The sequence below is a fragment of the Paenibacillus sp. J22R232 genome, assembly GCF_056269165.1.
On sequence record NZ_JBWDNK010000007.1, the window covers coordinates 59,453 to 72,305 of the forward strand.

10 protein-coding genes are annotated in these 12,853 nt (G+C 50.2%); 6 read left to right on the forward strand and 4 right to left on the reverse strand.

All coding sequences use genetic code 11. The features are described 5' to 3' along the window. The first annotated feature begins 262 nt into the window (after positions 1–262). The 5 genes from AC0YN3_RS20595 to AC0YN3_RS20615 all read left to right on the forward strand — a co-directional run bounded on the left by AC0YN3_RS20595 (position 263) and on the right by AC0YN3_RS20615 (position 5,034). A complete protein-coding gene (locus tag AC0YN3_RS20595) occupies positions 263–1,105 on the forward strand; it encodes a class I fructose-bisphosphate aldolase (RefSeq protein WP_475776840.1) in 843 nt (280 codons plus the stop codon). Further along, the gene (locus AC0YN3_RS20600; RefSeq protein WP_475776841.1) at positions 1,105–2,271 is read left to right on the forward strand and encodes a Gfo/Idh/MocA family protein; all 1,167 of its coding nucleotides are present in this window, start codon (positions 1,105–1,107) and stop codon (positions 2,269–2,271) included. The genes AC0YN3_RS20595 and AC0YN3_RS20600 overlap by 1 nt, the downstream gene beginning before the upstream one ends. Next, positions 2,268–3,482, forward strand: a complete 1,215-nt coding sequence (locus AC0YN3_RS20605) for a carbohydrate kinase family protein (protein WP_475776842.1) — start codon at positions 2,268–2,270, stop codon at positions 3,480–3,482. The genes AC0YN3_RS20600 and AC0YN3_RS20605 overlap by 4 nt, the downstream gene beginning before the upstream one ends. Positions 3,483–3,517: 35 nt before the next feature. Further along, on the forward strand, positions 3,518–4,081 hold the full coding sequence (locus AC0YN3_RS20610) for a D-lyxose/D-mannose family sugar isomerase (RefSeq protein WP_475776843.1): 564 nt from the start codon (positions 3,518–3,520) through the stop codon (positions 4,079–4,081). A gap of 182 nt (positions 4,082–4,263) precedes the next feature. Further along, the gene (locus AC0YN3_RS20615; RefSeq protein WP_475776844.1) at positions 4,264–5,034 is read left to right on the forward strand and encodes a DeoR/GlpR family DNA-binding transcription regulator; all 771 of its coding nucleotides are present in this window, start codon (positions 4,264–4,266) and stop codon (positions 5,032–5,034) included. A gap of 202 nt (positions 5,035–5,236) precedes the next feature. Here AC0YN3_RS20615 and AC0YN3_RS20620 read toward each other — a convergent pair whose 3' ends face one another. Together AC0YN3_RS20620 and AC0YN3_RS20625 are read right to left on the reverse strand one after the other, a co-directional pair. Further along, positions 5,237–7,255 carry a methyl-accepting chemotaxis protein gene (locus AC0YN3_RS20620; RefSeq protein WP_475776845.1) on the reverse strand — a complete coding sequence of 673 codons (2,019 nt, stop codon included), beginning with the start codon at positions 7,253–7,255 and terminating at the stop codon, positions 5,237–5,239. A gap of 462 nt (positions 7,256–7,717) precedes the next feature. After that, positions 7,718–9,193: a glycoside hydrolase family 43 protein gene (locus AC0YN3_RS20625; protein WP_475776846.1), complete on the reverse strand. Its 1,476-nt coding sequence runs from the start codon at positions 9,191–9,193 to the stop codon at positions 7,718–7,720. Positions 9,194–9,364: 171 nt separating this feature from the next. On the opposite strand from AC0YN3_RS20625, the gene AC0YN3_RS20630 reads away from it, so the two are divergent. After that, a complete protein-coding gene (locus tag AC0YN3_RS20630; protein WP_475776847.1) occupies positions 9,365–10,282 on the forward strand; it encodes an ArsR/SmtB family transcription factor in 918 nt (305 codons plus the stop codon). Between the two features lie 81 nt (positions 10,283–10,363). Here the strand turns inward: AC0YN3_RS20630 and AC0YN3_RS20635 are convergent, their stop codons facing one another. Further along, positions 10,364–11,644 (reverse strand): glycoside hydrolase family 27 protein, encoded by a 1,281-nt coding sequence (locus AC0YN3_RS20635; RefSeq protein ID WP_475776848.1) that lies wholly within the window; start codon positions 11,642–11,644, stop codon positions 10,364–10,366. A 108-nt stretch (positions 11,645–11,752) separates the two neighbouring features. After that, positions 11,753–12,634, reverse strand: coding sequence for an AraC family transcriptional regulator (locus tag AC0YN3_RS20640; protein ID WP_475776849.1), 882 nt, complete (start codon positions 12,632–12,634; stop codon positions 11,753–11,755). Positions 12,635–12,853: the final 219 nt, after the last annotated feature.

Sequence of the window (12,853 nt, forward strand, 5' to 3'; positions counted from 1 at the left end):
TATGTGTTAGTTAAACACATTTCCTTACCAAATTTGGTCGATTCATAGATACGCAAAGAATCCCAATGGTTGCTATGTCATCCTGAACTGAACTAAGCGGCGTGCGGTTCTAGGGGTAATATGCGACAAAGCAATCGATTTCGTGCTGGAAGTCTTCATGGTGGTCTGCAAATTTTAAGTAGACGGAAATGTTTGTTTGCTATAACATTATGTTTAAAACAAACATATTGTAAAAAGGAAGCATAAGAGGAGATGTTAACGAATGCCTACAAAAGTTAGATTAAACCGAATGTTCAGCGCGCAAGGGAAATGTTTTGATGTTGCCATAGACCACGGATTCTTTAATGAGTTTTCTTTTCTTTCCGGTATCGAGAATATGAAAAAAGCAGTTGAAACAGTCGTTCAAGCGGGGCCGGATTGTATCCAGCTGAGTGCGGGGCAGGCGAGGCACTTGCAGAAAATTCCGGGCAAGCAGAAACCGGGACTCGTGCTCAGGACGGATGCTGCCAACATTTATGGAAACGTGCTTCCGCGCTTCCTGTTCAGCGAGCTGATTGATCGGGCGATTGAGCAGGCTGTACGTCTTGATGCCGTCGCAGTGTGCGTCAATCTGCTTCTGCTCCCGGGCCAGCCTGAGCTGCACCATCAGTGCATAAGCAATATTACGCTGCTAAAGACGGAATGCGAGAAATACGGAATGCCTCTGATGGTAGAGCCGCTTGTCATGCTGCCGAATGAAGAGAAAGGCGGCTATATGGTGGACGGAGACCTTCGAAAGATTATGCCGCTTGTCCGTCAAGGCGTAGAGCTCGGTGCGGATGTCATCAAGGCGGATCCTTGCGACGACGTGACGGAATATCATCGCGTGATTGAAGTAGCCTCCGGTATCCCGGTACTGGTTCGGGGAGGCGGACGCGCGAGCGACGAGGAAATCGTCGGCCGTACGGTCGAACTGATGAAGCAAGGGGCCGCCGGAATCGTATACGGCCGTAACGTCGTTCAGCATTCCAACCCTGCGGGCATGACATCCGCTCTAATGAGCGTTGTGCATGACGGAGCGACAGCCGAGCAAGCGCTGGCTATTCTGAAGGGAGAGCAGAACTAATGGCTAGAAAAACCATCTCGTTTGGCGTTATTGGCTGCGGCCTAATGGGCAAGGAGTTTGCAAGCGCGGCGGCGCGTTGGTGCCATCTGACAGATGTAGGCTTCGAACCGCATATCGTCGCCGTCTGCGATGCCAATCCTACGGCGACCCAGTGGTTTCAAGACCATGCACCGAGCGTAAGGAATGCGTACACGGATTATAAGGAGCTGCTTGCGGATCCATCCGTAGAAGCGATTTATTGTGCGGTGCCGCATAATCTGCATGAGCAAATTTATATCGACATTATTCGCGCAGGCAAGCATTTGCTGGGGGAAAAGCCGTTCGGAATAGATCGTAAAGCAAATGCCGCGATTATGGCCGCAATTAATGAAAACCCTGGAGTGGTCGTGCGCAGTTCTTCCGAATTTCCGTTTTTTCCTGGAGCGCAGCAAATTGTACAGTGGGTGAACGAAGGGAAATTCGGGAAAATCATAGAAGTCGAAGCGGGCTTTTGGCATTCCAGCGACCTGGACCCCACCAAAGCGATCAATTGGAAAAGACGAATTGCAACTAATGGCGAATATGGCTGCATGGGCGATCTTGGCCTGCATGTGCTTCATCTACCGCTCCGGTTTGGCTGGAAGCCCGCGAGCGTTCGGGCTCTGCTATCCAAAATCGTTAAGGAACGACCGGACGGAAAAGGCGGAACCGCCCCTTGCGAGACGTGGGACAACGCGATCCTCGCTTGCGACGTCAAGACGGACGATCAGCAATTTCCAATGGTTCTATCCACGAAGCGGATTGCGCCGGGACATGCCAACACATGGTTTATTCGTATCCAAGGTACGAGAATGTCAGCGGAGTATACGACAAAAAACCCAAAACAGGTGTCCTTCCTTCCGTATGAACCTGGCGGGCAGCAGGCTTGGCATGTCGTCGATGCGCCTTACAAGTCCGCTTACGGTACGATTACCGGCAGCATCTTCGAATTCGGTTTTTCAGATTCCATCCTGCAAATGTGGGCGGCGTTCTGCGATGAGATAGTGAACGGCCTTGATGGCATGAGTCAGCCGTTTACATGCGCATTGCCGGAAGAAGCTGCTGGCAGCCATGTTCTGTTCACTGCGGCACTGGAATCCGAGAAGTCGGGCGGAACAGCGGTTATAGACTGGGGGGACTTGGCGTGAGTGGCTGCGATGTTGCCAATCCGGAGATTATCGTAGCGGGACATATTTGTCTGGATGTTATTCCATCCATGAATGGCATGAGTCATGGGCAAGGCATAGGAGAAATACTCGCTCCAGGCAAGCTGATTGACATCGGTCAGGTCCATTTGTCTACGGGCGGGACGGTTTCCAATACGGGGTTGGCCTTGCATCGGCTTGGCCTGCCTGTCAAGCTGATGGGCAAGATCGGCAATGATCTGTTCGGTGATGCCATATTAAATATTCTCAAGAACTACGGAGAATCGCTTGCCGATGGAATGATTGTCGCCGGGGGGGAGCACAGCTCCTATTCGCTTGTAATCAGCCCGCCGGGAGTTGACCGGATATTCCTTCATTGTACCGGAGCCAATGATACCTTTACGGCAGAGGATGTGCCAAACGTCTCCCTGCCGGGAGCAAGGCTATTCCATTTTGGCTATCCTCCGCTCATGCGCAAGATGTACCAGCAGGAGGGAGTCGAGCTCGAGCGCTTGCTATCTAAAGTCAAGGAGGCAGGATTGACCGTTTCGCTGGATATGGCGCGGCCGGAGCCTGACTCGCCTGCCGGGCAAGCGGATTGGTTGAAAATTCTTGTGCGCGTATTGCCGTTCGTGGATGTGTTTCTTCCAAGTTTTGAAGAAATCCTGTATATGCTGCGGCCTGAGCAGTATCGAGAGCTATGCGAGCTTTATGGAACGACGGAGCTGCTTGCCTGGGCCGACGGAGCGCTGCTTAACTCATTATCCGGCCAACTATTGGGCATGGGGGCGGCAATCGTCGGGCTAAAGCTCGGCGAGCATGGGCTTTATTTGCGGACGACGGCCAGCGTTGAACGTCTCCGAGGAATGGGGCAATGTGCTCCGGATGCCGAGCGGTTGGAGAACTGGAGGGAACGGGAATTGCTTGCACCGTGTTACGTAGTGGAGTCCGTGGGTACAACAGGAGCAGGAGACTGCACGATTGCCGGATTTCTTGCCGGGCTTGCCAAGGGGCTGACGATGGAGGAAATGGCACTGGGTGCGGTTGGTACTGGCGCTTGCAATGTAGAGCAGTCCGATGCGGTTAGCGGTATTCCGAGCTGGGGGGATGTGCAGGGACGAATCGCTGCGAGCTGGCAACAACGTAATACCGTTCTGTCACTGCCAGACTGGTCCCAACGTCCAGGGTCCGGCATATGGGAACGTGATGCATAACGAACGAAGAAACAGAGGAAACGGGAGGGAATGACATGTCGCTTACAAGAAGCGAAGTGAGGCAGGCGCAGGCGCGCGCGTCAGGGATGATTGCGGAGGCAGGAATTGTGTTGAGCGACGAGGAAAAGGAAAACATTGAGGTCGCCGGCTTTGGGCTGGGCAACCTAAATGTGCAAGGCCTTGAGCTGATTACTTATATTAATACGGATCGCTACTGTGCCAAGGATCTTGTCTTGTTTCCTGGACAGACATGCCCCGAGCATCGGCATCCGACCGTAAACGGCATGCCAGGCAAGATGGAGACTTTTCGCTGCCGCTGGGGCAGCGTGCTGCTGTACGTTGAAGGTGAAGCTACTGCCGACATTCAAGCGGTTGTGCCGTCCGGAAGCGAGGCGTCCTATACCGTATTTCATGAAATTATCCTTCTGCCTGGCGAGCAATATAGCATCCCGCCGAACACGAATCATTGGTTCCAGGGTGGTCCTGAAGGCGCAGTCGTATCGGAATTTTCGAGCACAAGCCGGGATGAACTGGATATATTCACAGATCCGCTGATTGTCAGAATGCCCATCGTCATAGAAGACGAATCGTTCGAGTGAAGGCAGGGAGCGGTTAGGAGCTGCATATGGCGGTAACAGGACACACAGTTAAACGGAGCTGCGAGGGACTGCCCTTGCTTCAGCCCGAAGAGTCCATTTTGACCGGCTGGAGTTGAATGTCGCTACATGAGCGTGGATAATAGAGACATATCGGGAATTAAGGTCATCGGAGGCCAGTACTTATGAAGCCAAACTTATATCAAGGGTTAAACGCCAGACAGCAGCAAATGCTGGAGTATTTCTCACGTGAAGGCGAGCTCCGTATCGCAGCTTTGAAAGAAACGTATCAAGTAACGGAAATGACCATACGCCGTGATCTCGAAAAGTTGGAAGAAGCCGGGGCGATTAAGAGAACCTTCGGAGGCGCGATTTTCGTCGGCAAAGATATCGAGCTGCAGGAGAGAGCCGGAATTCTGATGGAAGAAAAGGCTAAGATCGGCCGATATGCCGCGAGCCTAATCAACACTGGAGAATCGATCTTCATCGATGGGGGAACGACGACGCTGCAGCTGGCCAAATTTTTGCCGACCGGCATGAATATTACCGTCGTTACGAATGCGCTACATGTAGCCGCGGAATTGTCCGGCAAGCAAATACCGGTACTTGTGACCGGTGGCATGCTGCTTGAAGCAACGAACTCGCTTGTCGGTCCGATCGCTGCGCAGAGCTTGATGAGCATGGCATTCGATCGCGCTTTTATTGGGGCGACCGGCCTCAATATCGAGCATGGTTTTAGCAACTCCAATATTTATGAGGCTGAGATCAAACGGACAGCTCTTCGCCAAGCCTCGGAAACGAATATTTTGCTTGATCATTCCAAATTCGGAGCTAAGATTCTCATTTCTTTCGCACCTTTGTCCGGTATAGATCGTATCGTATCCGATCAATGGCCGGATGAGAGTCTGCAATTGGCATGTCGAGAGGCGGAAGTCCGACTGGAAGTGGCGAATTAGGTGATAGTTGCAGTCTTGTGCACCGAGAGAGCGGAGATATGAAAGTTGGGGTAACGCACTCTTGTTCCCAAGTAAAAACACCTCCAAGCTGTACGGCTATTTCGCAATAGTCGTACAATTCGGAGGTGTTTTATTCTGTTTTTCGCTTTGAGACCAGTTCCCTGTTTTGACTATGTACCAGGACTTTTCTTAATTCTCTATGCTATAGCTTGAATTTGTTAATTTGTATACGCAGCTTCTCGGCCATATTAGCAAGCTCTGCGGAGGAGGAAGCTACTTCTTCCATCGAAGCCATTTGCTCCTCTGCTGCAGCGGAAACATTTTGTGATTCTGCCGAAGTTTCACTGGCCGAGTCGGAGATGAGGCGAATGGATTCGACTAGCGTATTTGTGCCAGACACCATCTCGCCCGATGCTTGCGATACGCCTTGAATGCTCGCTGCTACCTCTTGGATAGAAGAACGAATGCGGGCAAATAGCTCACGGGCTTCTTCGCCGGTATGTCTTCCTTCAGCCGCTTGGGAGACGGTCTGTTCAGAGGCTTGCAGCGTTCGATCAATTTCAATGCGGATACTTCCGATGAATCCGGCAATTTGCTCCGCGGAATCCATCGATTGGCCAGCAAGTTTGCGAATTTCATCTGCTACGACGGTAAACCCGCGCCCTGCTTCTCCGGAACGAGAAGCCTCAATCGCTGCATTCAACGATAAAATATTCGTTTGGCGGGCGATTTGGCTAATAATGCTCACGACATCCCCGATTTTGCCGGACAATCCGCTGAGTGCATGAATCGTCTGGGAAAGCTCACTGATGCTTTGCTCCATTTCGATCATTTTTCCATTAAGCTGATCCATGGAGGCTGCTCCATCATCAGAAAGATTGGATGCGTCAGATGCAATGCCAGCCGCGTTCGTACTATATGAAGCAATGCCATCAATTCGGACAGCGATGCTGTCGGCTGCTTGGCTTCCGTCCTGCAAGCTGGACGTTTGACGCTCGGAGCTTTCAGCTACGATGAGAATCGCTTCGGAAATGCTTTGCGCAACGCGTGCGCCTTGATCCGCTCCCTCAGCAAGCTGCTTCGCGGAATCTGTCAGTTGCTCGGACATGCCGTTAACTTCCTTCATTAACAGCTGCATTTGGTCGCCAGCGGCGTTAAAGGATTGAAGCGCCTTGCTAATATCGCTTTTGCCTTTGACCGGAATGCGGTAGGTTAAATCTCCTTGCGCCAAAACATCAATGCCATGTGTCAATTGGCGAATGGGGTGTACAATTCGTAGGGCAATCAGAATGGTTGTGATGAGGGCAAGAACAATAATGCCTGTGCCAACTAGAACGATTAAATTTAGCAAGGTATGCACGGGTTTTAAAATTTCATTTTCTTCTGCAAACATCGTAATTACCCAGTTGAGGCCGGTCACGCTCATAAACCCGATTTTTTGAGCGTCGTTTTCCATATAATGAATGGCGCTGGTATTGCCTTGGGTTGCATTAGTGAGTGCTTGATCAAGCTGGGCGATGCCCAGATCGGACAATTTTTTGCTTAATATATACGATTCATCGGGGTATGAGAGGAACGTGCCGTCAGGCAACGTCATATATGCTTGTCCAGTCTCCCCGAATTGGGCTGTGCTAACACCCTGTACCGCGTCGCTAATGGAATAGGAAGCCCCGTAAAATCCATAGGCTTTGCCGTCTTTCATTAATGGAGCGCCAACAATCACGACCATGGTACCCATTGTTTTGGAAATAACAGGACTGGAAATGAATGGTTTGCCTTCTTTGGCAAGCTGAATATATGGCCGATCAGCTACATTGACGTCCGTATTTTTAACGTTAACGGCATTGGCGCCGACTAAATCAAGCGAGAAAAAAATCGATTCAAATTCGGGATGCTGCTTGTGGGCTTGGACGAGAAAATCAAGCTGCTGCTCCCGGCTTGCTTCTACTTTAGAGCCTTGCTCGGCGATAACCTGCATAATAGCTTGCTTCTCTACTAAATTGGCATCAATTTCTTTGGCCAGCAAGCTCGAGTAGAGCTCCATTTGTTCTTCGGCTTGGAGTTGAACTTCTCTGGCGGTTGGGACATAGAACGTGTAAGAGAGGACGGAGACACAAACGATAATAATAAGCAGCGTGGATAAGACAATTCTGCCTGCGGTCTGGCGAATCGAGCCAAGTATAAGCAAATTGCGCATAAAACGGGAATTCTTCAAGGGCATTACTATTCTCCTCTGTATAAAGTATGTGTTTTATTAATATCGGTTGCGGATTACAAATTATTTATCATTATTTTTATTTTATAATGAAAAACTTTCTTGTAATTTACTTTTTAAATGTAATCGCTTGCATAAAAATAAGTAATAGTCTACTAAATTAATAATTACCGTGTGGAAATAATTAAATTATTATGTTTTTGTAAAAACTAGTTAAAATCTAGTTGAATGGCTGCTGTTGAACGGGTGGCTCAGACGGCCCTTTGGAATTTAGCCGGAGGGTGTGATTTGTGAGACAAGAGAACCGCTGTTCAACAGCAAAGGCAGCCCGCATTCAGGGGCTGCCTTAAGTAGAACGATTGTTATATTTACCAGCATTTCTTATCAACTGCTTCGTGGTATGCAGTTAAAAACAAACTGTTGCTTAACCGGATAACCGCGAACCAAGAGGTTTACTACATACAATTTTTACAAATACTCGCACTTGAAGCTTGAAAACTCGGCCTTGCTTTCTTCCCCATAAGCGTATAATCCGATGAGGACGCCTGTGAATCCTCCTGCAACCTCAGAGGAAAGGTATCTGGTTTGCGCCGTGCCTAAGAGAGTATTCTTTCCTTCGGATTGAATGAGGAAGCTATAGCGTTCATGGCTTGCCTGTATAATCAGAGTAGCATGGTTATCGGTCCCCAGGTCTATTTCATGTTCAATGGATTTAATATCTCCGATATTCAGGCGCTCAATAACTTTGTATCCGGAGCCAGCTTTACGTATAGCCAAATCATAATGATGATTCTCATCCATATAAAGGGTAATGCCGGCTTCTCCGTGCGTAAGGCTGATATCGCATGATATTGCTGCGTTGAAGTCTCTTTGACGTATGCCGATAAAAGTAGGGGATGCTGGAGCATCCAGCGTCACAGCTGTCCCTTTCAGCGTTGCTTTATCGGATTCCAGCAGGTAATGGCCTGCAATCGGATGACGGAGATAGCACCAATCCAAATCCCAATTCATGTTCTCGAAGGTGAAAATCTTTTTCTCCTGTTGGCTGATGAAATTAGAGCTCCGATCAAGCTCAAAGCCCGTAAGAGTAGTGCCGTTGTGCCCTGCCGTAAACCAGCCATCCCCGCCAAAGGTAACCGGAGTTAAGAAAACTTCGCGTCCGAGATGATGGTAGGTGAGCCATTGGCCGCTTTGGCGAAAGCCTAGATGAAGCATCCACCAATTTCCTTCGTTATCCTGAACCAAATCGCCATGGCCAACCCCCTGCAGCTCATAGCCGCCTAGATTGCGGTTAGTCAGCACGGGATTATTCGGATAAGCTTCAAACGGTCCGGAGGTCGTTTCTCCCCGCGCATAGATGACCATATGGCCATATTCCGTTCCGCCTTCGGCTGCCATCAGGTAATAAAGGCCGTTAATTTTATACAAATGCGGGCTTTCCAAATAGCGTCCGCCTGTTCCGCCCCAAATGGACCGGCTCGGCGTCAGTTTGCTGCCCGTTACGATGTCAATTTCACACTGAACGATGCCGCCTATCCCGTTGCTCATAAAGAAGGCTCTTCCATCTTCAAAGTACAAATCGGGATCGATGCCTCCTTGGTCCACATAGACCGGATCAGACCATTCTTCGTAAATATCGTCGGTCCATACATAAAAGTTTTGACGGGTGGTGTCGTTGGTCGTGGTCATATAGAATCTCCCGTTATTGTAACGTATCGTAGGAGCAAAAACGCCGCCGGAGCTGCCCACCTCGCTGAGCTGGACCTGACTCTCTCTGGTTAGGCAGTGACCGATTTGCGTCCAGTTAATCAGGTCTTTGCTCTCGAAAATCGGTACGGCAGGGAAGTACTGAAAGGAGCTGCAAACCAAATAAAAGGTGTCATCTACTTTGCATACGCTAGGGTCTGGATAAAATCCTTTGATAACCGGATTATTGTATTTCATGGATCCTCCTCGTTCCTAAATTCGTGTTTATATACATTTAATGTGATCAGTAGTTAAGGAAATTAAACACTATTGCTGATGTTGTTACAATAGATTGGAGTTGAAGGCTGCTGTTAATTCTATTAAATTAATATATATATGATTTCAATCACATGCTGTCAGGAGATTAGGATGATAATCAAAGCGAACGGGGAAGCAAAGTTCATGCCGTTGTATGAAGCGTTGGCAAGTAAGGTCAGATGGAAAATGATGAGTCTCCTTGCTGATAACGAAATGAACGTGAAGGATATCGCAAATCACTTAGGACTCAGTCCCTCTATCGTCACCATGCACATCCGAAAGCTCGAACAAGCGGGGCTAATTGGAAGCCGAAGGGTGCGGTTGGACGGGGGGACGCACAAAATGTGCTTTCTCAAACAGAAGAGCATTGAGATTGAGCTGCCGCTCGCCGGACATGCTGCGAAGGTTAGAGAGCAGAGTATTTCGGTCGGACATTACACTGCTTTTGAGGTGCATCCTACTTGTGGGCTTGGTACGCTCGAGAAAGAGATCGGGGTATGGGATGATCCTCGATATTTTCTTGATCCTGAGCGGGTTCATGCCGCCATTCTATGGTTTGGGCGGGGATATGTCGAATACAAAATGCCTAACCACCTGCTTGCGGATCAATCCGCAGACGCCATTGAAATATCAATGGAGATTGCTTCGGAAGCGCCTGGCTTAAGAGACTATTGGCCGTCTGATATTGCGTTCACGTTCAACGGTATCCCACTGGGCACATGGACGAGTCCCTCTGACTTTGGACGGGCTGCGAGGGGGAGGCTTACACCTGATTGGTGGCATCGGAATGTCAATCAATACGGGCTGCTGAAAACGATTCGAATTGACGCAACGGGTACATTTATGGATGAAGAACGTATGTCTGAGGTGACTCTCAAGGATATTAAGCTGCAGGAACCGTTCTGGACGCTTCGTTTCGAGGTACATGAGCATGCTGCTCATGTAGGAGGGGTGACACTGTATGGATCGGGCTTCGGCAATCACGATCAGGATATTGTCATTCGGGTTCATCTTAACCATAATGATTAGTTCGATCATCAAATGGGTGGTCTATAGGGAATAAGAAGAGATCTGGCATAGGGCACTGGATCTCTTCTTATTGTCGTACTCTTAGATAAATCGGTAAAGGCGTACGCCATGCGGCGGTACAGTGTCCTGCAGCGAGCCTGCTTTGACCTCAGCCGGCGCTCCGCTCCATAGTTCTGTGCCTTCGGTAAGGCTGGACAGGCCAATTTGCTCTATAGGCAAATTCAGGGGCAGCGGATTCTCCCCAACGTTGAATACTGCAGCATAACGGGCGCCATCGGCGTGTTCGGCTGTCCAGACGATGAGATCTCCCTGGCAGAGGGCTTCCTTGGCTCCATAGCTCTCCCGGTGCATGTGCAAAACCTCGCGGTTCGTAAGCAGCGAAAGCGTCCAGTCATCGTTGTCACGCAGTTCACCGCCGAAAATAAGAGGCGAGCGGAAAATGCTCCAGAGCGACATCATCGTAAGCTGCTCATCGCGCGTGAACCTAGTCCAGCGGTCCGCCCCGCCGCCATCCACCGAGCGGATGCCGATATGCCCGAGGGGAAGCATGTCGCAGTCCGGCCAACAGCCGGCTTTGGGGATGCCTTGCCATTTCCGGCAGCGGTCGAACATATCCAGCAGCAGCGGCCATAGGTCCCAGAAGTCGTCCGTAATCCGCCACATGTTGGCATGCTCGGTGAAGAAATCCGCGAATTCCGCCGGAGCGGGACCAGGAGAAAGACTCAGCACCATGGGCCGGCCGCAGCGCTCGATTGCCTTAGAGATCAACGCTATTTCCGGCTGATGGGTATCGTACAGTCTGGATGCGGCGATGTCGTCTACCTTTACCAGATCGACACCCCACTCTGCGTACATTGCAAAGAGTGAGTCGTAATAGGCCTGAGCTCCTTCCTTCGAAGCATCTACGCCATACATATCCGTATTCCAAGGACAGATGGAGTTCGTATGCGCAATATCGCGTGCCGTCGCGGATGTGCCTAAGATAGGGGTTGCGGCGTGAGCGGCCTGCCGAGGAATGCCGCGCATAATATGAATACCGAACTGCAGTCCAAGGCTATGGACATAATCGGCTAATGGCTTGAAGCCCTTGCCGCCTGCTGCGGAAGGGAACCGGTTCTCGGCAGGCATCAGCCGGGAATAATCATCCATCACCAGCGGGACGAATGCACGGTACTGGGAAGAATTTGCATGGGGCTCGTACCATTGAATATCGACGGTAATGTAGCTCCAGCCGAAGTCTTTGAGATTGGCCGCCATATATTCCGCATTGCCGCGGATTTCGTCTTCAGTTACGGCCGCGCCGTAGCAATCCCAGCTGTTCCAGCCAAGGGGCGGAGTTGGTGCTGTAAGGGAATGATTCATGATAAGGCTCCTTCATAGATTAATTATTGCTCTTTGTCATTTCATCATAATCAAGGAGATTAGCGATATCTATAGTAACCTTGCGAGGAGAATAGCAATATATTGCGGTTAGTCGAAAAATAGCCTGCGGTAGGTTAGGCTTTCGCCTCCGCTCCTGAACTCCCCCGGCGTAAGCCCGGTCAGGCCGCGGAACGCCTTAATGAAATAACTCCCGCTGGAGTAGCCAATCCGCACGGCTATGGCTTCGATGCTCAGGCCGGTTCCCCGAAGCAGCTCCATGGCCTTCTCGGTGCGCACACGGGTCAAATATGCGCCGGGTGTTAGTCCCGTGCTAGCCGAAAAACGGCGAATCAGGTGATATTTGGACAGGGAGACATGCTCGGAAAGCTGCTCGATGCTGATCATCCGTGAATAGTTATGTTCGATAAACTCGGCTGCGCGCCTTATATTTTCTGACCAGTTGTCCTTGTTCCGCAGTGTGGTTACCTGTATTCTGGCTAGCTCTGTGACGAACTGATAGACGCATGACGATGCTAGCAGCGGATCCGAGATTCTTCCTGCTTCCGCGTCAACGACAATCATCCGCAACAGCCGGACTGGCGCACAGTCTGCGGGCAAGTAGGGGACCTCCCCGGCCTCACGCAGAAATTTGCGCCAATGGGCCAAAATCAGGTTAGGCCGGAACAGCAGGAACAGGAATTGCCAAGGTTCTTTTGAAGCTGGATGGTAGTAATAACGGTGTGGTCCGGGGATTTCGGCGAGAAAAGCTTGTCCGGCAGCGACCCGGTGAGTCTGGCCCTCCGACTCAAAGACGCCTTCGCCGGAGAGGGTATATTGGAACAACAGAAGAGGGCCATCATTCCGCTCCAGACCGTCCCAGCGGTAAGTGGAATCGGTGATAGAATCATATCCGGCCGCAAACAATACGCACAGCTGCAGCTCCTTGTCTTCAGCGAACCGAAAGCCGTATGTGCCTCTGGGGATGTCCATAAATGTCCTCCTTGTTGTGTGAATACTGCTTGTGTGCCAGCGGTCATTGAATTACTGAAGCTGGCGGCAATTGCGTTTAACGTGAGAAAACATTTATAGCACTAACTTTAATGTAATTACGGGTCATATACAATAAAGGGATTGAATGATAAAGCCGACTAACGGGTGATAAAAAAGAAAAGAGTCGCTTAAGCACCATGAGTTATTGCGCATGATTGA

Bases quoted from the DNA above. Each gene is read 5' to 3' on its own strand.
- AC0YN3_RS20610 (WP_475776843.1), top strand. From the start codon at position 3,518: ATGTCGCTTACAAGAAGCGAAGTGAGGCAGGCGCAGGCGCGCGCGTCA.
- AC0YN3_RS20600 (WP_475776841.1), top strand. From the start codon at position 1,105: ATGGCTAGAAAAACCATCTCGTTTGGCGTTATTGGCTGCGGCCTAATG.
- AC0YN3_RS20595 (WP_475776840.1), top strand. From the start codon at position 263: ATGCCTACAAAAGTTAGATTAAACCGAATGTTCAGCGCGCAAGGGAAA.
- AC0YN3_RS20640 (WP_475776849.1), bottom strand. From the start codon at position 12,634: ATGGACATCCCCAGAGGCACATACGGCTTTCGGTTCGCTGAAGACAAG.
- AC0YN3_RS20620 (WP_475776845.1), bottom strand. From the start codon at position 7,255: ATGCCCTTGAAGAATTCCCGTTTTATGCGCAATTTGCTTATACTTGGC.
- AC0YN3_RS20635 (WP_475776848.1), bottom strand. From the start codon at position 11,644: ATGAATCATTCCCTTACAGCACCAACTCCGCCCCTTGGCTGGAACAGC.
- AC0YN3_RS20630 (WP_475776847.1), top strand. From the start codon at position 9,365: ATGATAATCAAAGCGAACGGGGAAGCAAAGTTCATGCCGTTGTATGAA.
- AC0YN3_RS20615 (WP_475776844.1), top strand. From the start codon at position 4,264: ATGAAGCCAAACTTATATCAAGGGTTAAACGCCAGACAGCAGCAAATG.
- AC0YN3_RS20625 (WP_475776846.1), bottom strand. From the start codon at position 9,193: ATGAAATACAATAATCCGGTTATCAAAGGATTTTATCCAGACCCTAGC.